This is a genomic window from uncultured Microbacterium sp. (assembly GCF_947489255.1).
Classification (GTDB): domain Bacteria; phylum Actinomycetota; class Actinomycetes; order Actinomycetales; family Microbacteriaceae; genus Microbacterium; species Microbacterium phycohabitans.
Genome location: NZ_CANLCY010000004.1, coordinates 14,912 through 36,216 on the forward strand (window position 1 = coordinate 14,912; position 21,305 = coordinate 36,216).

The 21,305-nt window shown below is 70.8% G+C and carries 16 protein-coding genes; 4 read left to right on the top strand and 12 right to left on the bottom strand.

What is annotated here, in order from left to right:
- Nucleotides 1-44 precede the first annotated feature (44 nt).
- Together Q0818_RS10555 and Q0818_RS10560 are read left to right on the top strand one after the other, a co-directional pair.
- The gene (locus tag Q0818_RS10555) at nucleotides 45-1,889 is read left to right on the top strand and encodes an FAD-dependent monooxygenase (RefSeq protein WP_298874316.1); all 1,845 of its coding nucleotides are present in this window, start codon (nucleotides 45-47) and stop codon (nucleotides 1,887-1,889) included.
- Between the two features lie 315 nt (nucleotides 1,890-2,204).
- A complete protein-coding gene (locus tag Q0818_RS10560) occupies nucleotides 2,205-3,677 on the top strand; it encodes an NAD-dependent succinate-semialdehyde dehydrogenase (protein WP_298874319.1) in 1,473 nt (490 codons plus the stop codon).
- A 309-nt stretch (nucleotides 3,678-3,986) separates the two neighbouring features.
- On the opposite strand, the gene Q0818_RS10565 is transcribed toward Q0818_RS10560, so the two are convergent.
- Nucleotides 3,987-5,426 (bottom strand): XRE family transcriptional regulator, encoded by a 1,440-nt coding sequence (locus tag Q0818_RS10565; protein WP_298874325.1) that lies wholly within the window; start codon nucleotides 5,424-5,426, stop codon nucleotides 3,987-3,989.
- Nucleotides 5,427-5,543: 117 nt separating this feature from the next.
- On the opposite strand from Q0818_RS10565, the gene Q0818_RS10570 reads away from it, so the two are divergent.
- Nucleotides 5,544-7,433 (top strand): phosphoenolpyruvate carboxykinase (GTP), encoded by a 1,890-nt coding sequence (locus tag Q0818_RS10570; RefSeq protein ID WP_298874327.1) that lies wholly within the window; start codon nucleotides 5,544-5,546, stop codon nucleotides 7,431-7,433.
- Nucleotides 7,434-7,893: 460 nt separating this feature from the next.
- Here the strand turns inward: Q0818_RS10570 and Q0818_RS10575 are convergent, their stop codons facing one another.
- The 9 genes from Q0818_RS10575 to Q0818_RS10615 all read right to left on the bottom strand — a co-directional run bounded on the left by Q0818_RS10575 (nucleotide 7,894) and on the right by Q0818_RS10615 (nucleotide 17,706).
- Nucleotides 7,894-9,768 (bottom strand): ABC transporter ATP-binding protein, encoded by a 1,875-nt coding sequence (locus Q0818_RS10575; protein WP_298874330.1) that lies wholly within the window; start codon nucleotides 9,766-9,768, stop codon nucleotides 7,894-7,896.
- 193 nt (nucleotides 9,769-9,961) lie between these two features.
- Nucleotides 9,962-11,416 carry an MFS transporter gene (locus tag Q0818_RS10580; protein WP_298874332.1) on the bottom strand — a complete coding sequence of 485 codons (1,455 nt, stop codon included), beginning with the start codon at nucleotides 11,414-11,416 and terminating at the stop codon, nucleotides 9,962-9,964.
- Between the two features lie 248 nt (nucleotides 11,417-11,664).
- Nucleotides 11,665-12,018: a Fe-S protein gene (locus Q0818_RS10585; RefSeq protein WP_298874335.1), complete on the bottom strand. Its 354-nt coding sequence runs from the start codon at nucleotides 12,016-12,018 to the stop codon at nucleotides 11,665-11,667.
- Between the two features lie 319 nt (nucleotides 12,019-12,337).
- A complete protein-coding gene (gene ribH, locus Q0818_RS10590) occupies nucleotides 12,338-12,811 on the bottom strand; it encodes a 6,7-dimethyl-8-ribityllumazine synthase (protein WP_298874338.1) in 474 nt (157 codons plus the stop codon).
- Nucleotides 12,811-14,079, bottom strand: coding sequence for a GTP cyclohydrolase II (ribA, locus tag Q0818_RS10595; RefSeq protein ID WP_298874341.1), 1,269 nt, complete (start codon nucleotides 14,077-14,079; stop codon nucleotides 12,811-12,813). The genes ribH and ribA overlap by 1 nt, the downstream gene beginning before the upstream one ends.
- A complete protein-coding gene (locus Q0818_RS10600; protein ID WP_298874343.1) occupies nucleotides 14,076-14,732 on the bottom strand; it encodes a riboflavin synthase in 657 nt (218 codons plus the stop codon). Before Q0818_RS10600 ends, ribA begins: the two co-directional genes overlap by 4 nt.
- Nucleotides 14,732-15,805 carry a bifunctional diaminohydroxyphosphoribosylaminopyrimidine deaminase/5-amino-6-(5-phosphoribosylamino)uracil reductase RibD gene (gene ribD, locus Q0818_RS10605; protein WP_298874345.1) on the bottom strand — a complete coding sequence of 358 codons (1,074 nt, stop codon included), beginning with the start codon at nucleotides 15,803-15,805 and terminating at the stop codon, nucleotides 14,732-14,734. The genes Q0818_RS10600 and ribD overlap by 1 nt, the downstream gene beginning before the upstream one ends.
- 428 nt (nucleotides 15,806-16,233) lie before the next feature.
- Nucleotides 16,234-17,097: a DNA-formamidopyrimidine glycosylase family protein gene (locus Q0818_RS10610; protein ID WP_298874346.1), complete on the bottom strand. Its 864-nt coding sequence runs from the start codon at nucleotides 17,095-17,097 to the stop codon at nucleotides 16,234-16,236.
- Nucleotides 17,098-17,145: 48 nt separating this feature from the next.
- Nucleotides 17,146-17,706, bottom strand: coding sequence for a GNAT family N-acetyltransferase (locus tag Q0818_RS10615; RefSeq protein ID WP_298874348.1), 561 nt, complete (start codon nucleotides 17,704-17,706; stop codon nucleotides 17,146-17,148).
- 726 nt (nucleotides 17,707-18,432) lie between these two features.
- Here Q0818_RS10615 and Q0818_RS10620 point away from each other — a divergent pair.
- The gene (locus Q0818_RS10620) at nucleotides 18,433-18,705 is read left to right on the top strand and encodes a DUF559 domain-containing protein (protein ID WP_298874351.1); all 273 of its coding nucleotides are present in this window, start codon (nucleotides 18,433-18,435) and stop codon (nucleotides 18,703-18,705) included.
- A gap of 503 nt (nucleotides 18,706-19,208) precedes the next feature.
- On the opposite strand, the gene trpS is transcribed toward Q0818_RS10620, so the two are convergent.
- Together trpS and Q0818_RS10630 are read right to left on the bottom strand one after the other, a co-directional pair.
- Nucleotides 19,209-20,213: a tryptophan--tRNA ligase gene (gene trpS, locus Q0818_RS10625; RefSeq protein WP_298874353.1), complete on the bottom strand. Its 1,005-nt coding sequence runs from the start codon at nucleotides 20,211-20,213 to the stop codon at nucleotides 19,209-19,211.
- Between the two features lie 219 nt (nucleotides 20,214-20,432).
- A complete protein-coding gene (locus Q0818_RS10630) occupies nucleotides 20,433-21,281 on the bottom strand; it encodes an exodeoxyribonuclease III (RefSeq protein WP_298874354.1) in 849 nt (282 codons plus the stop codon).
- Between the last annotated feature and the right edge of the window lie 24 nt (nucleotides 21,282-21,305).

A 21,305-nucleotide genomic window follows, 5' to 3' on the forward strand; every position in this document is an offset into this window, starting at 1 on the left:
CGGCGACTGCCGAGGCAACCCCGACATCGACGTCAGGAGAAACGATGCAGTTCCACCACCACGGCTACGTCTCGGGCGACCCGCGCGTGCAGAACGCCGCGGGCACGGGTCTCGATCGGCCCGCCGAACTGCCCGACGAGGTCGACGTGCTCATCGTCGGCTCCGGCCCGGCCGGCATGCTGCTCGCCGCGCAGATGTCGCAGTTCCCGCAGCTCACGACGCGCCTCATCGAGAAGCGCGACGGGCGGCTCGCGCTCGGTCAGGCGGACGGCATCCAACCCCGCAGCGTCGAGACGTTCCAGGCCTTCGGTTTCGCCGACCGCATCACGGCCGAGGCGTACAACATCGGCTGGATGAACTTCTGGGCACCCGACCCCGAGAACCCCGATCGGATCGTGCGCACGACCCGCACGGAGGACTACGGCCTGAAGATCAGCGAGTTCCCGCACCTCATCGTCAACCAAGCGCGCGTGCTCGACTACTTCGCCGAGGCGGCCGCCCACGGACCCGCCCGCATCGCCCCCGACTACGGCGTGGAGTTCCTGGGACTGACGGTGCGCGCCGACGACGTCGAGGTGCGCGTGCGCACCGCGGAGGGGGAGCGCACGATCGTCGCGCGGTACGTCGTGGGATGCGACGGCGCCCGCAGCGGCGTGCGCCAAGCTATCGGCCGCACGCACGTCGGCGCCGCCGCCCGCCACGCGTGGGGCGTGATGGACGTGCTGGTCGAGACCGACTTCCCCGACTGGCGCATCAAGTGCGCGATCAACGCGGCGGCGGGGAACATCCTGCACATCCCTCGCGAGGGCGGATACCTCAGCCGCATGTACATCGACCTCGGCGAGGTGGCGGAGGATGACGACCATCGCGTGCGGCAGACGCCGATCGAGGAGGTCATCCGCCGGGCGAACGAGATCCTGCACCCCTACTCGATCGACGTGAAGCAGGTCGCGTGGTCCAGCGTCTACGAGGTGGGGCACCGGGTGACCGACCAGTTCGTCGACGACCTCGACAGCCCGCGGGTCTTCCTCACCGGCGACGCGTGCCACACCCACAGCGCCAAGGCGGGCCAGGGCATGAATGTCTCGATGCAGGACGGCTTCAACCTCGGTTGGAAGCTCGGCCACGTGCTCACCGGGCTCGCGCCCGCGTCGCTCCTGCGCACCTACGACGACGAGCGCCGCCCGGTCGCGCAGCAGCTCATCGACTTCGATCGCGAGTGGTCGTCGCTCATGGCGCGCAAGCCCGGCGAGATCACCGACCCCGACGAGCTCGCGACCTATTACCTCGCCACCGCGGAGTTCCCCTCCGGCTTCGGCACGCGGTACGCGCCCTCGGCCCTGGTCTCCGACGCGCCCGCGCAGGAGCTGGCATCCGGTTTCCCCGTCGGGAGACGCTTCCACAGCGTCGAGGTCGTGCGGGTGTGCGACGGCAACGCCGTGCACCTCGGTCATCACGCGAAGGCCGACGGGCGTTGGAGGATCTACGCCTTCGCGGATGCCGAGGGCTCGGCGCTGCGGGAGTGGGCCGACGCCGCGCTGCCGATCGTCGAGCGCTTCACCCCCGCCGGGGCGGACCTCGACGCGGTGTTCGACGTGAAGGCGATCTTCCCCGGACGCTGGGAGGACGTCGTCGACGTGCCCGCGCTCTTCCGTCCGCAGTCGGGGCCACTGGGGCTGACCGACCTCGAGAAGGTGTTCGCCGCCGCGCCCTCGGCGTGGACGAGCGCCGACATCTTCGCCGAGCGCGGCATCGGCGCCGAGGGGGCGGTGGTGCTCGTGCGCCCCGACCAGTACGTGGCGCACGTGCTGCCGCTCCGCGACCCCGCCGGCCTGGAGCGCTTCCTGTCCGGGGTGACGGCGGTGCCCGCGGTGGCTGAGGCGAACTGACGCGCCCGGTGCTGCTCCGCGCGGTCGCCGAACCTCGCGATAAACGCCGATCCTCGCGAGACACGCAGCGTTGCCGCGTTTCCGCACAGGGATGGCGTTTATCGCCGGGCAGTGCGGAGCCGCGCGGGGCGGCGCGGCGCCGGGCGGGGCAGCGGGGCCTCATGACGGCGCGGCGGGGGACGCCGGCAGCCGTGCGACGTCCCTCGGTGTCCACCATGGCAATCCCTGCATCTGCTTTGTACACGACGTATATCGGCACCGCTTCGCGTGCTGACGAGAATGGGCGGGACACCCCGCCCCGATCCAGGAGGACACATGACCGATCCGCGCGAGAGCGAGCTGCTGGCATCCGTACCCACCGGTCTGCTGATCAACGGGGAATGGCGCTCGGCCGAGGGCGGCAAGACCGTCGCCGTGAACGACCCCGCCACCGGTGACGTCCTGCTCGAGATCGCCGATGCGTCGATCGACGACGGCGTGGCGGCGATGGATGCCGCGGCCGACGCGTTCCCGTCGTGGGCGGCCACGCCGTCGCGTGAGCGCGCCGAGATCCTCCGCCGCGCGTTCGACCTGCTCCAGGAGCGCAAGGAAGACATCGCGCTGCTGATGACCCTCGAGATGGGCAAGCCCCTCGCCGAGGCCCGCGGCGAGGTCGGCTACGGCGGGGAGTTCCTCCGCTGGTTCAGCGAGGTCACCGCTCACACCCAGGGCCGCTACGGCGCCAACCCCGAGGGCACCGGCCGCATGATCGTCTCGCAGCACCCCGTGGGGCCCTGCTACCTCATCACCCCGTGGAACTTCCCCCTCGCCATGGCCACCCGCAAGATCGCCCCGGCGCTCGCCGCGGGCTGCACCGTGGTCATCAAGCCGGCCACCCTCACGCCGCTGACGACGCTGTTCTTCGCTCAGATCCTGCAGGATGCCGGGCTCCCCGCCGGCGTCGTCAACGTCGTGACGACCACCAACACCGGCCCGGTCTCGGAGCGCATCATCTCCGACCCGCGCCTGCGCAAGCTCTCGTTCACCGGGTCCACCCCGGTCGGCGTGAAGCTGCTGCAGCAGGCCGCCCCCGGCGTGCTGCGCACCTCGATGGAGCTTGGCGGCAACGCCCCCTTCGTCGTGTTCGACGACGCCGATCTCGACAAGGCGGTCGAGGGCGCGATGCTCGCGAAGTTCCGCAACATCGGCCAGGCGTGCACCGCGGCCAACCGCTTCATCGTGCAGCGCAGCGTCGTCGAGGAGTTCACCCGACGTGTCACCGAGCGCGTGCAGGGCATGAAGATCGGCCGCGGCACCGAGGACGGCGTGCAGATCGGCCCCCTCATCGACGACCGCGCCGTCGACAAGGCCAAGACCCTGGTGGGGGATGCCGTGGAGCGCGGCGCCACCGTCACCACGGGCGGATCGCCCATCGACGGCCCCGGCACGTTCTTCGAGCCGACCGTCGTGTCCGACGTGAAGCCCGGCAGTGACATCCTCCGCGAGGAGATCTTCGGACCCGTGCTCGCGATCATCCCCTTCGACGACGAAGACGACGCCGTGCGCCTGGCGAACGACACCGAGTACGGCCTCGTCTCCTACGTCTTCACCGAGTCGCTCGCGCGCGGCCAGCGCATGATCGACAAGCTCGAGACCGGGATGATGGGCCTCAACGTCGGCGTCGTCTCCAACGCCGCCGCCCCCTTCGGCGGCTGGAAGCAGTCGGGACTCGGCCGCGAGGGCGGCGACGAGGGCATCCACGAGTACCTGCAGACGAAGTACACGCTGACGGCGAACCCCTACGCCTGACCGACTGAGCCGAAGACACCGGATGCCACGACCCCGGCGCCCCACGAGGGCCCGGGGTCGTGGCATCCGGTGCGGTCGTCTGTGCACAACTCCTGCAGATCCGACGGTTCGGCTCCCGTTCGGCTCCATCCCGTCAGCCCTGCAGGAGTTGTGCTGCAGGTTCGCCGCGTGTTCGGGTTCGCCGGGGTGCCGACATCAGGGGGGCTTCTCGGCGGTCATCCGTGCACAACTCCTGCAATGCCGTCCGTTTGCGCCTCTCTCAGCTGCGATCCACGGATCCTGCAGGAGTTGCGCCGGCTCCGCGGACGCTCAGCCGTCCGCGTGCCGGTCGAGGAAGGCGAAGACCTCGGCGTCGTCGACGCCGGGGAACATGCCCCGCGGCAGCGGCGAGAACATGTGGCGGTGCACCCGCGCGCTCGGCCAGGCCTTGCCCTGCCAGCGCTCGGCGGCCTCCGTGTCGGGACGACGGCAGCACGATTCGTCGGGGCAGTGCGAGATGCCGCGCTTGGCGGTCTCGCGTCCGCGGAACCACCGGGCGTCGTCGAAGGGAACCCCCACGGTGATCGAGAAATCGCCGTCGCTGGTCGTGCCCGTCTGGGTCGAGCACCAGAAGGTGCCGGCGGGAGTGTCGGTGTACTGGTAGTGCTCGGTGGTGCGGTTGTGCTCGGCGAAGGCGGAGCGCGCCGAGAACTTCTTGCACACCACCTGCCCCTCGACGCTGCCGGTGACGTCGGTGGGCAGGGGAAGCCCGTCGTTCTCGTACACGCGCGAGATCGCGCCGTCGCCGTCGACGCGCAGGAAGTGCAGACGGATGCCGAGGTGCGTCGTCATGAGGTTGGTCATGCGCATCGCGGCCGCTTCATGGGTGACGCCGAACGCGTCGCGGAAGTCCTCGACGGCGAGGTTGCGGTCCTTCTTCGCCTGCGTGAGGAACGCCACGGAGCTGGTCTCGGGCATCAGGCAGCACGCGGCGTAGTAGTTGATCTCGAGGCGCTGCTGCAGGAAGTCGGCGTAGTCGGTGGGCGGGCGGTGTCCGAGCAGGCGGTGGGCCATCGCCTGCAGTGCCATCGACCGCAGGCCGTGGCCGCCGGGGATCGAGGCGGGCGGCAGGTAGATGCGCCCGTGCTCCAGGTCGGTGACCGAACGCGCCGAGTGCGGCAGGTCGGCGACGTAGATCAGCTCGAAGCCCAGTTGCTCGGCCATGATGCTGACCGTGCGGTGGGTCAGGGCTCCCGTCGAGTGGCCCGCGGCCTTGAGCTGCTTCTCGGCGAGGCGCTCGATCTCGGGGAGGTGGTTCGCGGTCTCCCGCATGCGCAGGCGCAGCTCGGTGTTGGCGCGACGCGCCTCCTCCGGGCTCGCGATCGTCGCGCGCTCGCGCCTGAGCAGTTCGCGATGGAGGCCGAGCACGGCCTCGATGGTCTCGTCGCTGGTCCCTTTGGTCACCTTGACGGGCGGGATGCCGAGCTGGCGGAAGAACGGGCTGGTCTGCGCCCGTTCGAGCTCGATCTCCAGCGCCGCGCGCCGGTTCGGGGGTTCTCGGGAGAGCAGCTCGGTGACCTCGGTCTCGGTCGCGCGCGCGATCTCCTGCAGGAGGGAGAGCTTGGGCTCGCGCTTGCCGTTCTCGATGAGGCTCAGCTGGCTCCCGGCCACGCCGACGAGGGCGCCCAGTTCGTCGAGGGTGTATCCCCGAGCGAGCCGATGATGCCGGATGCGATGACCGAGCGTGGTGAGTTCGAAGGACGAGGCCATTCCTTGACCATATCGAAAGAAGGGGATTTCTTACACGCAATATCCTCCGAAAGACCGGGGTGGAGGCGCTCATGATGGGGGAGAACACCGAATTCGCTCTCAACCGAGGAGAACGACATGGCTCTCGCCGACATCTTCGCTTCCCGCTCCACCGGCCGCGCCGCCGCGGTCGCCCCCGCCCCCGCCCGCCCCGGTCACGGCGTGAAGCCGGCCGTCGACGGTCCCGGCCTCGCCGCTCTCACCGCCTGGGTCGACCAGGTCGCCGCCCTGACGAAGCCCGACCGCATCCACTGGGTCGACGGTTCCGCGGCCGAGAACGACGCGCTGCTGCGCGAGATGGTCGACGAGGGCAAGCTCATCAAGCTCAACCCCGAGTGGCGCCCGGGCTCGTACCTGGCCCGCTCCCACCCCGGCGACGTCGCGCGCCTGGAATCGCGCACCTACATCGCCTCGGAGCGCGAAGAGGACGCCGGGCCCACCAACAACTGGATCGCTCCGGCCGAGATCCGCGCGACGCTCGACGGCGTCTTCGACGGCTCGATGCGCGGTCGCACGATGTACGTCGTGCCGTTCTCGATGGGCGCCGTCGGCGGCCCCCTCAGCCACATCGGCGTGCAGATCACCGACAGCGCCTACGCGGTGGCATCCATCGGTGTGATGACGCGCGTCGGCACGGCCGTCACCGAGCAGATCGCGCAGGGTGCGCCGTGGGTCAAGACCGTCCACTCGGTGGGCGCGCCGCTGGCGCCGGGCCAGGCCGACGTCGAGTGGCCCTGCAACGACGAGAAGTACATCGTCCACTTCCCCGACACGCTCGAGGTCTGGTCGTTCGGCTCGGGATACGGCGGCAACGCGATCCTGGCGAAGAAGTGCTTCGCCCTGCGCATCGCGTCGGTCATCGGTCGCGACGAAGGCTGGCTCGCCGAGCACATGCTGCTCATCCGCGTCATCGACCCGAAGGGCAAGGCGTACCACGTGGCCGCCGCGTTCCCCTCGGCGTGCGGCAAGACGAACCTCGCGATGCTCCGCCCGACGATCCCCGGCTGGCGCGTCGAGACCCTCGGCGACGACATCACCTGGATCCGCCCCGGCGACGACGGGCGCCTCTGGGCCATCAACCCGGAGGCCGGCTTCTTCGGCGTCGCCCCCGGCACCGGCGAATCCACCAACGTCACGGCGATCGAAACGCTGTGGGGCAACACGATCTTCACCAACGTGGCGCTGCGTCCCGACGGCGACGTGTGGTGGGAGGGGCTGACCGACGAGGCGCCCCCGCACCTCACCGACTGGGAGGGAAAGCCCTGGACGCCCGCGTCGGGCCGCCCCGCCGCGCACCCCAACTCGCGCTTCACCGTCGGTGCCGCGCAGTGCCCCCAGATCGCCGAGGACTGGGAGGCCCCCGAGGGCGTTCCCCTCGACGTCATCCTGTTCGGCGGACGCCGTGCCACCAACGTCCCCCTCGTGCTCGAGGCCACCGACTGGTCGCACGGGGTGTTCCTCGGCTCGACCGTCTCGAGCGAGAAGACGGCCGCCCAGGAGGGCACCGTCGGCGAACTCCGCCGCGATCCCTTCGCGATGCTCCCGTTCTGCGGATACAACATGGGCGACTACTTCGGCCACTGGCTCAAGGTGGGCCAGAAGCTGCGGTTCGACCGCGCGCCGCGCATCTTCCAGGTCAACTGGTTCCGCAAGGGCGACGACGGTCGTTTCCTCTGGCCCGGTTTCGGCGACAACGCCCGCGTCATCGACTGGATCATCCGCCGCGTCGACGGACAGGTGGATGCCGTGGACAGCCCGATCGGACGCCTACCGCGCACCGAGGACCTCGACCTGACGGGCCTCGACCTGCCCGCCGCCGACCTCGAGGAGCTCTTCGCGATCGACCGCGAGTCGTGGCTGGCCGAGGCCGACCTCACCGAGGAGTTCTACGACACCTTCGGCTCGCACCTCCCGGCCGCCCTGCGCGCCGAGTTGGCGTCGCTGCGCTACCGCCTGCAGCGCCCCTGAGACCGGCTCGCCTCGCGCGCCGTTTCGCGCAGCGGGCGAGCCCCGGAATCGACGCCCCTCCCGTTCTTGGCGCGCGGGAGGGGCGTCGGTGTGTCCGCTCCCGGAGTGGGGCGGGTCCGCCCGCGCCCCCACGCCGATAAACGCCCGCTCTAGCGAGAAACGCCCGCAGTGCGCGTTTCTCAGCACAGCGAGCGTTTTTCGAAGGACCGGGGACCCCCTCCTGCGCGCGGCCCCGTGCGCTGCGACACCGCACACCGCGGGTCCGTGCGGCGCAGCTCCGGTGCGCTGCGACACCGCACACCGCGGCTCTGTGCGGCGCGGCTCCCTGCGGCGCGGCTCCGTGCGGCGCAGCTTCCCGAGGCGCGGCTCCCTGCGGCGCGGCTCCGTGCGCCACAGCACCGCGCGGCACGCCTGCGTGAGCCCCCGGGCGCCCCCGTCCGCACGGGAACCGCGCCACACGTCACACCAACAACTGGTGCTTCGCCAGGTCGCGGTACAGGGGAGTGGATGCCACGAGCTCGCTGTGCGTGCCCTGGCCGACGACGCGGCCGTTCTCGAGCACCACGATCAGGTCGCTGTCGACGACGGTCGAGAGGCGATGCGCGATCACCAGCAGCGTCCGGTCGGCGGCCACGGCGTCGATCGCCTCGCGCATGCGCTGTTCGTTCACACCGTCGAGCGACGAGGTCGATTCGTCGAGCAGCAGCACCGGGGGAGCGGCCAGCAGGGCACGCGCGATCGCGAGGCGCTGGCGTTCCCCGCCGGAGAGCATCACACCGTCTTCGCCGACGGGGGCGTCGACGCCGAGCGGGTTGCGCTCCAGCACGTCACCGAGGTTCACGGCGCGCAGCACGCGCTCGCACTCGGCGTCCGACGCCTCGGGCGAAGCCAGGCGCAGGTTGTCGGCGATCGTGCCGGCCAGGGTCGGGGCGTCCTGCTCGACGTAGCCGAAGCGCGCGCGGAGATCGTCGCGCGCGAGGTCGCGGGCATCGACGCCGTCGACGAGGATCGCCCCCGAGGTGGGGTCGTAGAAGCGCTCGACGAGGGAGAGGATCGTGCTCTTCCCCGCCCCCGAAGGGCCCACCAATGCCACCCGCGCGCCGTGCGGCACCGTGAACGACACCCCGCGCAGCACCTCGCGGTCGGCCTCGTCGGTCGGGGCGTCGGGCGCCGCGGCGTCGAGGTGCACCTCGGCGAGCACGGACTGCGCCTCTTTCGCCGCCGCCTCGCGGGCTCTGACGACGTGGTCGGGGTAGCGGAACCGCACGCCGCGGAATTCGATCGCGGCCGCATCGGGCTCGGGGTGCACGGTGCCCGCTCGGTCGCCGTCCTGCTCGAGCGGGAGGTCGAGCACCTCCTGGATGCGCCCGAGAGCACCCAGGGCCTGGTTGACCGAGGTGATCGCGCCGATGGCCGAGGCGAGCGGCTGCACGAGCAGGAACAGGAAGATCACGAACGTGACCAGAGAGGCGACGTCGATGGCCCCGGATGCCACGCGGTACCCGCCGACGCCCAGCACGACGAGCAGAGACACCTGCAGGGCGACGAAGGCGATCGGCACGATCAGCGCCGACACGCGGGCGATACGGACTCCCGCCTCGTACGCGGCGGTGGCGTTCTCGGTCACGGCGTCGGTCTCGCGCTCGGTCGCGCCGGACGCGCGGATGGTGCGGATCGACCCCACCGCGCGCTCGACACCCGACGACAGCTCGCCGACCTTCTCCTGCTGCACCGCGGATGCCGCGCGAATGCGCGTGCTGAGCAGCACCACGACACCGAGCGATGCTCCGACGACCACCACGATGAGCACGAGCAGGAGGGGATCGATGAACGCCATCGCGATCACGGCGCCGAGCAGGATGAGCGCATTGCCCACGGCATCCGCGAACCCCTGCGTGAGCACGGCGTACAGGAGCGTCGTGTCGGTGCCCACGCGCGAGACGAGGTCGCCGGTGCGGCGCGCGTCGAACTCGCTGATGGGCAGGCGCAGGATGCGGGCGATCAGGCGCCGCCGCGACGAGTAGACGACCGCGGTGCCGGTGCGCTGGAGCAGGTAGTGCTGGAAGCCGGAGATCACCGACGAGAGCACGACGAACGCGACCAGCAGCCAGACGAGGGCGCCGAGCGGGACGCTGTTCTGCACGCGCGTGATGACCTGGCCGACCAGCAGCGGCTGGGCGAGCGTCGCCGCCGCACCGAGGACGCTGAGCACCGCCACCACGGCGAGCGTGCGCTTGTGCTCGAGCAGGAAGGGCAGCAGCTGACGGAACGACGCGCGCGGACCTTCGGGGGCGCGGCGGCCGCGCCGACCGCGCGCGGGAGCGGGTGAAGACATGCTCATCCTCGGGAAAGGGATCGGGGTACTTCGACCGTACCTTCCGTCGCTATGCGCTTCGCCCTCGCGCGGCGGAAGGGGGGAGAACCCGCGCCGAAGCGCCCGTGGGGAGGAGCCGTGCGTGCGCCCGCGGAGACGACGGATGCCACGAGGCCGAGGCCCCGTGGCATCCGTCGTCGCGAAGCGGACCGCGTTACGGCGCGGTCGCTCCCGCGGCGATGTTGTCGTCGTAGTCGACGTCCTTCGTCTCGGGCGAGAGCACGAGCGCGATGAGGGTCAGCACGCCCATCGCCGACAGGTAGACACCGACCAGCCAGGGGTTGCCGTCACCGGCGGCCCACAGCGCGACGGCGACGATCGGCGCGAGGGCCGCGCCCAGGATCGACGAGACGTTGTACGAAATGGCCGAGCCCGTGTAGCGCGTGTTCGTGGGGAACAGCTCCGGCAGCACGGCACCCATGGGACCGAAGGTCGAGCCCATGAGCAGGAATCCGATGATCAGGAACGCCTGCACGTAGACGTGGGTGAGCGTCGCGTCGGCCTGGGGGAGAAGGAAGAAGGCGAACGTCAGCCCGAACACGATGATCGCGAGGGTCACGCCGATGAGCAGGCGCTTGCGGCCGAAACGGTCCGCGAGCGGGCCCGACAGCATCGTGAAGACACCGAAGAACACCACGCCGATGATCTGCATGATGACGAAGTCGGTGTAGCCGAAGCCCAGGCCCGGAACGTACGCGGCCGCGTCGAATGCCGTACCGGCCTTCTCGGCCGCAGCGGCCGCGGTCTCGGCGGTGGGCTTGGTGCCGTACGAGAGCGTGAAGCTCGTCATGAGGTAGAAGAGCACGTAGGTCGCCAGCATGATGAACGTGCCGAGGATCAGCTGCTTCCAGTTGCGGCGGATCACCTCGCCGAGCGGGAACTTGCGGATCACGCCGCTCTTCTCCGCCTTCGCGAACGACTCGCTCTCGACGAGCTTGAGACGCACCCAGAGGCCGACGATGACCATCACGGCCGAGAAGAGGAACGGCACGCGCCAGCCCCACGCGAGGAATTCCGCGGAGCGCTGCGCAGTGCCGTCGGGGTGCGGCAGGGCGAAGTTGATGATGAGGAAGATGCCGTTGGCGATGATGAAGCCGATGGGGGCGCCTAGCTGCGGGAACGTGCCGAACAGGGCGCGCTTGCCCTTCGGGGCGTTCTCGGTGGCCACCAGCGCCGCGCCCGACCATTCGCCGCCGAGCGCGAAGCCCTGGGCGAGACGCATGATCAGCAGCAGGATCGCCGCCCAGACGCCGATCTCGTTGAAGGTCGGCAGCAGTCCGATCAGGAAGGTCGCGACACCCATCGTCAACAGGGATGCCACGAGGGTCGCCTTGCGACCGAAGCGGTCGCCGAAGTGGCCGAAGACGACGGCGCCGAGGGGGCGCGCGACCATGGCGGCGCCGAAGACGCTGAACGACAGCAGCAACGAGGTGGTCTCGTTGCCGGTCGGGAAGAAGAGGATCGGGAACACGAGCACGGCCGCCGTGGCGTACGCGTAGAAGTCGTAGAACTCGATCGTGGTGCCGATGAGGCTCGCGGTGATGACACGCGAGCGGGGGTTCGCCGGTGCGGCGGGGGTCGAGCGGGTGGAGGGGGATGACGTGGTCATGAGGGCCTGACGGGAAGAGTCTTCAATCGCGTCCGGGATGGGGCGCAGCGGTGGCGCGCAGCGGTCACGGGGGTGGTGGTGAGAGAGCGCACGGGCGGAGGCACCGGCGACGTCCCCGAGTGAGGGGCGTCTAGACCCTCCAGTCTATGCGCGCGCTGAGCGCGGTCCGTCCCCGCGCACCGACCGTCGTGTGCCGTGCGTGGGCGCCGTGCACCGTCGCCGTGTCTTGGCGACCGTCTCCCGCGCGGTCAGTGCCAGATGACCGCGAGGCCCGCGTTGAGCAGAGCCAGGATGCCGATCGGCCAGAAGATCGCGGGGGAGAGCGAGCCGGCGCGCTTCTGGCGTGCCGAACCGATGCCCAGCAGAGCGCCGATCACGAGCAGAACGACGAGCTTGATGCCGATCTTGGCGTAGTTGAGGTCGTGGTCGAGTCCCCAGGGTGCCGACAGCGCGAGACCGGTGACCAGGGAGATCACGAGGGCGTAGTTCATCAGCGGCGTCACGCGCGCGCGCCGGGCCACCGCCTCGACGACCCACGCGCCGAACAGCACCGCGAAGCCGATCAGGTGCACGAGGACGACGACGCTGCGCAGGATCTCCATACGGTCAGGGTAAGGATGCCGCGCCCGCGTCGCCAGCAAGGAGGCCCTCACCGCGCGCGGCCCCGGCCCCCGAGCGCCGCGATCGGCCGCCGACCCCCGCGCGAGGTCTGTGGGCCCCGCGGAGGCCCCTGAGCCCCCGGAGGTCCCTGAGCTTGTCGAAGGGTCCGCCCCGGCCCGCGGGTCCCGGTGGCTTCGACAGGCTCAGCCCCCTCCGCTGCGTCCCGCCGATGACGACCGGCTCAGCCCCCTCCGACCCCGGCCGCAGACGAGAACGGGCCCGGCGACCTTCGCGATCGCCGGGCCCACAGCACACCCCAGGTCAGCCGCGCAGCTCCCGCAGCACGAGGGCGGTGCGGATCGCGGCATCCGCGGCCTCCTCGCCCTTGTCCTCCTTCGAGCCCGGAAGCCCCGCGCGATCCAGACCCTGCTGCTCGTCGTCGAGGGTGAGAACGCCGAAGCCGACCGGCTTGCCGGTGTCGAGGGCGACGCGGGTCAGGCCGTCGGTCGCGGCCGACGACACGAAGTCGAAGTGCGGCGTCCCACCCCGGATGATCACGCCCAGCGCGACCACGGCATCCGCCCCGGCGTCGAGCGCGGCCTTGGCCGCCACGGGCAGCTCGAACGAACCCGGCACGCGCACGACGCGATAGGTCGCCCCGGTGGCATCCAGCACGCGCTTCGCCCCGGCGATGAGGCCGTCGGTGATGACCTCGTGCCAGGTGCCGGCGATGACGACGACGTTCAGTCCGGAGGCGTCGATACCGCCGGTCTCGGGTGCTCCACTACCGGCCATCAGACGCTCTCTTCCTTCATGTGCGCGAGGGCGTCGCGCAGGTCGTCCTCGGCGATGATGTGACCCATCCGGTCGCGCTTCGTCTCGAGGTACTGGTGGTTGTTGGGGCCGACGCCCACGAGGAGCGGCACCTGCTCGACGACGTCGAGACCGAAACCGCGCAGCTGCGCGACCTTGTCGGTGTTGTTGGTGAGCAGGCGCACCTTGTCGACACCGAGATCGGTCAGGATGCCGGCGGCCGCGGCGTAATCGCGAGCGTCGGCGGGGAGTCCCAGGGCCAGGTTGGCATCCACCGTGTCCATGCCGCGCTCCTGCAGGTTGTAGGCGCGCAGCTTGTTGATGAGGCCGATGCCGCGACCCTCGTGACCGCGCATGTAGATGACGATGCCGCCGTCGCGGTCGATCGTGTCGAGCGCGGCCTCGAGCTGCGGGCCGCACTCGCACTTGAGCGAACCGAAGGCCTCGCCGGTCAGGCACTCGGAGTGCACGCGCACGAGGGGCGCGCTCTCGGTGAGGTCGCCGGAGATGACCGCCAGGTGATCGGTGCCGGTGATGCGGTCCTTGTAGGCGAGGAAGCGGAAGGTGCCGTGCGAGGTGGGCACGTTCGACTCGGCGCGCAGGCTCACGCGACGCTTCGGCGCGGCGGTCTCCGGCAGCGGGTCGGTCTCGTTCAGGTGGGCGATGAGCTGCTCGATGGTGATGACCGGGATACCGTCGCGCTCGCCGAGCTCGAAGAGTCCGGGCAGGCGCATCATGCTGCCGTCCTCGGCGACGACCTCGGCGATCGCGCCCACGGGCTCGAGACCCGCGAGACGCATGAGGTCGACGGCCGCCTCGGTGTGACCGGCGCGCTCGCGCACACCGCCGTCGACGGCGCGAAGGGGCAGCACGTGACCGGGGCGGATGAGGCTCGTCGGGACCGATGCCGCATCAGCCAGCACGTTGAGGGTGCGCGCGCGGTCGGCGGCGCTGATGCCGGTGGTGACGCCGGACGCGGCATCCACGCTCACCGTGTAGGCGGTGCCCCGAGCGTCCTGGTTGACCTCGACCATGGGCGGCAGGTCGAGGCGGTCCGCCCACTCGCCGGGCATGGGGGCGCAGACGTAGCCGCTCGACCAGCGCACGGTCCAGGCGAGCCACTCGGGGGTCGCGAGCTGGGCCGAGATGATGACGTCGCCCTCGTTCTCGCGGTTCTCGTCGTCGGCGACCAGGATCGGGCGCCCCTGACGCAGGGCCTCGAGGGCCTCGGGGATGGTGGACAGGCTCATGCGGAGCCCCTCTCGGTCGATGCGGCGGTGGCCGCGGGGTTCTCTGTCGTAGGGAAGGCGAGCATGCGCTGCACGTGGCGCGCGAGGATGTCGGTCTCGAGGTTGACGGGCGTGCCGGCCTCGGCGCGGCCCAGAGTGGTGGCCGCGAGCGTCTCGGGGATGAGCGAGACCTCGAGCCAGGGCTCCGCCTCGGCGGCGGGGCTGACGGCGCTGACGGTGAGCGAGACGCCGTCGATCGCGATCGAGCCCTTGTCGACGACGAGCGGCGCGAGGTCGACCGGGATGCCGACGCGCACGACGCTCCACTGCGCTCCCGGACGCACCTCGCGCACGGTGCCCGTGCCGTCGATGTGCCCCTGCACGATGTGGCCGCCGAGACGCCCGTGCGCGGCGGTGGCCCGCTCCAGGTTGACGGCGCGACCGGGCGCCACATCGGAGAGTGTCGACATGTCGAGGGTCTGCTTCATCACGTCGGCGGTGAACCAGTCATCCCCCTGGTCGATGACCGTCAAGCACACGCCGCTGACCGAGATCGAGTCGCCGTGCGCGGCGTCCGACACCGACAGCGGGGCGCGCAGCGTCAGCCGCACGCCGTCTCCCGACGGCTCGACGGCGGTGACGGCGCCGATCTCTTCGACGATTCCGGTGAACATCAGGCGTCTCCTTCGTTCTCGCCCGCGGCGGCGGGCACAGTCTCGGGGCTTCGGGTCCCGGTCTCGGCCGGGCGGGCGACGAACAGCAGGTCGTCGCCGAGGGGCTGAACGGATGCCACCGTCAGCCGTCTCGCCGCATCGATGCTCGGCACACCGACATCTCCCAGGGCGAGACGGGATCCGCCGAGCAGCACGGGGGCGACGTAGACGAGCAACTCGTCGGCGAGCCCCTCGCGCACGAAGGCGCTCGCCAGCGTCGGGCCGCCCTCGACGAACACGCGCTGGACGCCCTGCTCGGCGAGATCGGCCAGCACGGCGGGAAGGTCGTGGGTGGCGTAGAACAGCGGTTCGCGCGGGTGGCGGCGCACCGCGGCATCCGGAGCCGTTTCGCTCTCGCCGATCACGACGGGCCGGGGCTGATCCTCGAGCAACGTGCCGTCGGCGGCTCGCGCGGTGAGCGCCGGGTCGTCGGCGCGCACGGTGCCCGTGCCGGCCACGATCGCGTCCGCCTGCGCGCGTCGCGCGTGCACGTCGCGACGGGCCTCGGGGCCGGTGATCCACTGGCTCGTGCCGTCGTCCGCCGCCGCACGACCGTCGAGGCTCTGCGCCCACTTGACCGTGACGTGCGGTCGACCGGTGCGCTGCAGGTGGATCCAGTCCGCGATGAGCGAGCGCGCGGCATCCGTCTCGATCCGGGTCTCGACGTCGACCCCGGCTGCGCGGAGGCGATCGGCCCCTCCGGCCGCGGCGTCGGTGGGATCGTCGAGCGCGTACACGACGCGCGCGACCCCGGCCTCGATCAGGGCGACGGCGCAGGGGCCGGTGCGACCGGTGTGATTGCAGGGCTCGAGGGTCACGACGGCGGTGGCTCCGCGCGCCGCTCCGGGGGACAGCTGAGAAAGCGCGTCGACCTCGGCGTGAGGGGTCCCGGCGCCGCGGTGGTGTCCCTCGGCGAGAATCTGGCCGGCGGGGGAGAGGATGACGGCACCGACCTGCGGATTGAGCCCGCGCGGGCCGCGCCGGGCGAGCTGCAGCGCTCGCCGCATGGCGTCGATCTCGACGGCGGATGCCATTTCCCTGTCCTTCCCGCGGCGTCGGGGCAGGGCCAGCGGGAAGGCGCGTCGCGCCGTCCGTGCTGCCTCCTATCCGGACTAGCGAGGGGAGACCCCCGCATCACCGTCGGTCCCGGAATTCCACCGGATCGGCCCCACCGCGTGATGCGGAGGGGTTCGCGGACTGTCACCGCCGGTTCGGATTCTCACCGACCCCGGAGCACGTTGTTTGCTCTTCGAAGTGTAGTCAACGCGGGGTTCGCGGTTTCATTCCCCGTCATCCGGCGACGTTCTGCGGTACGGACGACGGCGGAGACGCCCGCAGTCGGGCGAGGCTCCATTGCGTCTTCCCTCTTCCGCAGAACCGTGGACGGGCCTCCCCGACCTCGCGCGCCGCCGGGGTCGGAGAGCGCCGCGGCCCGGCATCCCGGCGACGGCCGCGGACGACCTCACTTCAGCAGGCGCGACAACCGCCGGTCGGCGAGCAGCTTCCCGCCCGTCTGGCACGTGGGGCAGTACTCGAGGGAGTTGTCGGCGAAGAAGACGCTGCGCACCTCGTCGCCACACACCGGGCACGCCTCGCCGCGCCGCCCGTGCACGCGCATCCCCCGCCGCTTGGCATCCTTCAGCTCGGCCGGGGGCTTGCCGCGCGCGGCCTCGATCGCTTCGGTGAGCGTCGTCGTCATGGCTTCGAAGAGCTGATCGACCTCGGTCTCGGACAGGTTCGCCGCGAGGGCGTAGGGCGACATCTTCGCCGCGTGCAGGATCTCGTCGGAGTAGGCGTTGCCGACGCCCGCGATGATCGACTGGTCGCGCAGCACGCCTTTGATCTGCGTGCGGCGGCCGGCCAGAAGCGCTCCGAATCGCTCGCGGCCGAAGTCGTCGTCGAGCGGATCGGGCCCGAGGCGCGCGATGCCGGGCACGTCATCGGGCGAGCGGACCGCGTACACGGCCAACGACTTCTTGGTGCCCGCCTCGGTGAGGTCGAATCCTGACCCGTCGTCGAAGCCGACGCGCAGGGCGATGGGGGTCTTACCCGGTTTGATGATCGTCGACGGCAGCGCGTCGTACCACCGGAGCCACCCCGCCTTGGCGAGATGGAAGACGAGATGGATGCCGGCATCCGTCGTGAGGTCGACGAACTTGCCGTGCCGCCGGGCGTCGGTCACCGCGGCGCCCACGAGGGCCGACAGTGGCGGGTCGAACGTCTTGAGGGCGTTGATCGCCGACACGGTCGCCTTGTCGACGCGCAGCCCCGTGATCCGCCCGCGCAGGAACTCGACGAGCCCCTCGACCTCTGGCATCTCCGGCATGTGCCCATGCTGCCACGCCCCTCCGACATCGGGGCCGGGCCTTGCGTTCTAGCCGAGCACCGCCCACGGCACCGGTGCGCGGTCGTCGTCGCGCAGCAGCCCGCCGATCCACAGGTCGGAGCGCCCCAGCGAGTTGACGTGCGCTCGCCGCAGCAATCCCTCGTAGCGGAACCCCAGCGAGCGGGCGACACGCGCCGAGCCCGTGTTGCCCACCACGGCTCGCCACTCGATCCGTTCGATCGCGGGACGCTCGGGCGCCAAGCCCCAGTCGACGACGGCACGCGCCGCCTCGGTCGCGATGCCATGACCGCGCACGCGAGACGACACCCAGTAGCCGATCTCCGGCCCGCCGCTCGGCAGCTTCGCGAGTCCCACCATGCCGACGAGTCGTCTCTCGAGGCGGATCGCCCAGGTCGCCTCCGACCCTTCCGCCCACCAGCCGCGCGTGAGGTCGACGAACGTCTGGGCGTCGGCCGGGAGGTAGGGCGAGGGGACCGTCGTGAGTCGCTGGATCGCGGCATCCTGGCATTCGGCATGGATCGCGGCGACGTCGTCGTCGCCCGGTGCCGACAGCTCGAGGCGGGCGGTGCGCAGGACCGGGGGTTCCATCCGGCCACGCTACCCGCCCGCCGGGCGGTGCTGTCGACGAGCACGACTCCTGCGATTCGGTACGTCGAGGAGGAATGCGGGCCCCATCGGCGGGTTCTGCAGGAGTTGTGCCGCTCGTGCCCCGGAGGGAAGTTATCCCCAGATGTCGTCGTGAGCCCACGGTGGCCGCTCCAGGTGGAGGACCCTCGATCCGTGTCCTCCGCCTCGGCTTCTTTCCGCGACCTCCGTGCCGAAGGAATGACCCGTGGCGAGATCGAACGGGCGGTCCGAGCGGGTCATCTGCTGCGCGCACGACGGGACACGTATCTGCCGGCCGGGGTATCGGCCCCCGTGCTGCGCGCGGTACAGCACGGGGGCCGTTTGGATTGCCTGTCCCTGCTCCACGAACGCGGCGTGTTCGCGCACGATGTCAGGTGCCTGCACGTGCAATTCGATCGTGTCGCGAGTCGCCTGCCGGTGCGGGGGAGTGACGTACGGGGCCACTGGCGGTCGAGCACCGCACTTCCTCGAGCCACGCATACACCGATCATCGAGGCTCTCGTCCAGTCGGCAGCGTGTCAACCACCGCGGAGCCTGGTCGCGTCGCTGGACAGCGCCTGGAACCGTGGACTCATCGACGAGGCGGATCTGGGGGAGATCTTCCGTGCGCTCCCGCGCCGCTTCCGGCGCCTGCGGCACCTCGTGGATCCATCGGCAGAGTCGGGACCCGAGACGCTGGTGCGGCTCATGCTCCGCGGTCTCGGGTTGCGGTGGAGAGCGCAGGTGCAGATTCCGCACGTGGGTCGAGTCGACTTCGTCGTGGAGGGGTGGCTCATCATCGAGTGCGACAGCAAGGCCCATCACGCGTCCTGGGAGGCTCAGCGTGAGGACCGTCGTCGCGATCGCGCCGCCGCAGCGGCGGGTTACGTCACCCTCCGCCTCATCGCGGAGGAGATCCTGTACAAGCCGGAGGCTGTTCGCGCGGCGATCGCGGGGCTCAAGCCGCGACTCCGACGCTGACGCCGCGGCCGCGGACCGCGCGGCCCTGCTCCGTCCCCACGCGATTCCCGCATCGCGGGCTCAGGTCTCGACGTACTCCGCGTCGGCGGGATCCGAGGTGGTCCGGCGTCCGCGGTCTTCGGGCCGAGCGCGCGAAAGGGCACACGGACGAGGCATGCGCGAGGTCGCGCTGCCCGCACAATTCCTGCAATTCGGGGCCGGCGTGGTTGGGAGCCTGCGTTGCGGGCCGATCTGCAGGAGTTGTGCTGAAGCCGGGACGACCGGCGGACGCTCGGCCGCGCGCGAGCGACGTCGGGCGGGCCCCCCGAGCGCAGGTCGTTCGATGCGCAGAACTCCTGCAGTCCGGTGCAGGAGGCGGGCGGTGGCGTGCGCGATGCGCCGAATTGCAGGAGTTGTGCGCGCGACACGCGGCACAGCGCACGCAGCTCGTGTCCAGCATGGTCGGCGGAACGCCGACGCCCGCCGCCGCTCGGGGGAGCGGGGCGGGCGTCGAACGGATCGGATCAGCCGCGGCGCAGCAGTCCGATGCGGTCGTAGACGTCGGAGAGGGTCTTCTCGGCGACGGATGCCGCCTTCCCCGCGTTCACGGCGAGCACGCGGTCGAGCTCCGCCGGGTCGTCGAGCAGCTCGAGGGCGCGCTCGCGCACCGGCTCGAACTCGTTCACGACGACCTCGGCGAGGCCCTTCTTGAAGTCGCCGTACCCGCGGCCGGCGTACTCGTCTTCGATCGAGGTGATCTCGCGACCGGTGAGGGCCGAGTAGATCACCAGCAGGTTGGACACGCCCGGCTTGGCCTCGCGGTCGAAGCGCACGGAGCCCTCCGAATCGGTCATCGCGCGCATGATCTTCTTGGCGCTGACCTTCGGGTCGTCGAGCAGCCACAGCACACCCGCATCGGATTCCGCCGACTTCGACATCTTCGACGTCGGGTTCTGGAGGTCGTAGATGCGCGCGGTCTCCCGCTGGATGACGGGCTTGGGGACCGTGAAGGTCTGGCCGTAGCGCTGGTTGAAGCGCTCCGCGAGATCGCGGGTCAGTTCGATGTGCTGCTTCTGGTCGTCACCGACCGGCACGACGTCGGTCTGGTAAAGCAGGATGTCGGCGGCCATCAGCACCGGGTAGGTGAAGAGTCCGACGTTCGTGGCATCCGTGCCGTAGCGGGCCGACTTGTCCTTGAACTGGGTCATGCGCCCGGCCTCGCCGAAGCCCGTGAGCGTCGACAGCACCCATTGCAGCTCCGCGTGCGCGGGCACGTGCGACTGCACGTACAGCGTCGAGCGCGACGGCTCGATGCCCGCGGCGATGTATTGGGCGGCGGTGCGGCGGGTCTTCTCGCGGCGCTCGGCGGGGTCGCCGGGCTGCGTCAGGGCGTGCAGGTCGACGACCGAGAAGAAGGCGTCGTACTGGTCCTGGAGGTCGCGCCACTGCAGCAGAGCCCCGATGTAGTTGCCGATCTGAAGGCTGTCGGCGGAGGGCTGCATTCCGGAGTAGAGGCGCTCGGTGGTCACCGTACGATCCTAGGCGTCGTCGGCTGGGCGCACCCGCCGAGGCGAGGGGCGGGCGGATGCCGGTGCCCCGGGGTGAGATCGATCGAAGCCGACCGCAGCTCGGGCTCCACCTCGGGGCGGCAACAGGCCCCGGACGACCACGACGGATTCGGGCACCGGGCTGCGGGCGAGGGGGTCCGCACGGCCCGACGGCGCTCTGCGGCGGTCGCTAGGCGACGGTCAGGTCCCGAGCGTGTAGTCGACGATGACGGGGGAGTGGTCGCTCCAGCGCGTGTCGTACGAGGGCGCGCGGTCGACGCGGTAGGAGGTGACCCGCTCGGCCAGGGCCGGGGTCGCGACGTGGTAGTCGATGCGCCAGCCGCTGTCGGTGTCGAACGCCTTCCCGCGCATCGACCAGAACGTGTACGGTCCGTCGACCTCGCCCATCGCGCGACGGCCGACGTCGATCCAGCCCAGTCCCGTGCCGGTCGACCCGTCGACGCCCTCGACCTCGTCGCCGGCGGGGCCGAAGAAGCGATCGAAGTACGCGCGCTCGCGCGGCAGGAAGCCGGCGTTCTTACGGTTTCCGCGCCAGTTCTTGATGTCGAGCTCGCGGTGTCCCACGTTCAGGTCGCCGGCGACGAGGGCCAGCTCGCGCTCGGTGCCCAATTCGGCGAGACGACGCTCCATGGCATCCAGGAACAGCCACTTGGCATCTTGCTTGGGGGTGTCGACCTCGCCGCTGTGCACGTAGGCGCTGACGATCGTGACGGTCTCGCCGTCGATGTCGAAGTCGGTCTCGATCCACCGGCCCGAGGCGTCGAGCGGCTCGGGTCCGAGGTGCGTGCGCGTCTCGACGCCCGGGAGGCGGCTGATGATCGCGACGCCGGCGCGGCCCTTCTGCAGGGCCTCGTCGTTGACGATCTCCCACCCGGGAAGCGCCTCGGCGAGCTGGTCGGCGGTCGCCCGGACCTCTTGGAGGGCGACGATGTCGGCGCCCGAGGCGTCGAGCCACTCGGTCATGCCCTTGCGGACGGCGGCACGGATGCCATTGACGTTGACGGAGACGATACGCACGGAACGAGCCACCCGACGAGCCTAATCGCGACCTCC

Excerpts from the sequence above, each read along its gene's own strand:
- Q0818_RS10555 (WP_298874316.1), top strand. The coding sequence starts at position 45 with ATGCAGTTCCACCACCACGGCTACGTCTCGGGCGACCCGCGCGTGCAG.
- Q0818_RS10560 (WP_298874319.1), top strand. The coding sequence starts at position 2,205 with ATGACCGATCCGCGCGAGAGCGAGCTGCTGGCATCCGTACCCACCGGT.
- Q0818_RS10565 (WP_298874325.1), bottom strand. The coding sequence starts at position 5,426 with ATGGCCTCGTCCTTCGAACTCACCACGCTCGGTCATCGCATCCGGCAT.
- Q0818_RS10570 (WP_298874327.1), top strand. The coding sequence starts at position 5,544 with ATGGCTCTCGCCGACATCTTCGCTTCCCGCTCCACCGGCCGCGCCGCC.
- Q0818_RS10575 (WP_298874330.1), bottom strand. The coding sequence starts at position 9,768 with ATGTCTTCACCCGCTCCCGCGCGCGGTCGGCGCGGCCGCCGCGCCCCC.
- Q0818_RS10580 (WP_298874332.1), bottom strand. The coding sequence starts at position 11,416 with ATGACCACGTCATCCCCCTCCACCCGCTCGACCCCCGCCGCACCGGCG.
- Q0818_RS10585 (WP_298874335.1), bottom strand. The coding sequence starts at position 12,018 with ATGGAGATCCTGCGCAGCGTCGTCGTCCTCGTGCACCTGATCGGCTTC.
- ribH (WP_298874338.1), bottom strand. The coding sequence starts at position 12,811 with ATGGCCGGTAGTGGAGCACCCGAGACCGGCGGTATCGACGCCTCCGGA.
- ribA (WP_298874341.1), bottom strand. The coding sequence starts at position 14,079 with ATGAGCCTGTCCACCATCCCCGAGGCCCTCGAGGCCCTGCGTCAGGGG.
- Q0818_RS10600 (WP_298874343.1), bottom strand. The coding sequence starts at position 14,732 with ATGTTCACCGGAATCGTCGAAGAGATCGGCGCCGTCACCGCCGTCGAG.
- ribD (WP_298874345.1), bottom strand. The coding sequence starts at position 15,805 with ATGGCATCCGCCGTCGAGATCGACGCCATGCGGCGAGCGCTGCAGCTC.
- Q0818_RS10610 (WP_298874346.1), bottom strand. The coding sequence starts at position 17,097 with ATGCCGGAGATGCCAGAGGTCGAGGGGCTCGTCGAGTTCCTGCGCGGG.
- Q0818_RS10615 (WP_298874348.1), bottom strand. The coding sequence starts at position 17,706 with ATGGAACCCCCGGTCCTGCGCACCGCCCGCCTCGAGCTGTCGGCACCG.
- Q0818_RS10620 (WP_298874351.1), top strand. The coding sequence starts at position 18,433 with ATGCTCCGCGGTCTCGGGTTGCGGTGGAGAGCGCAGGTGCAGATTCCG.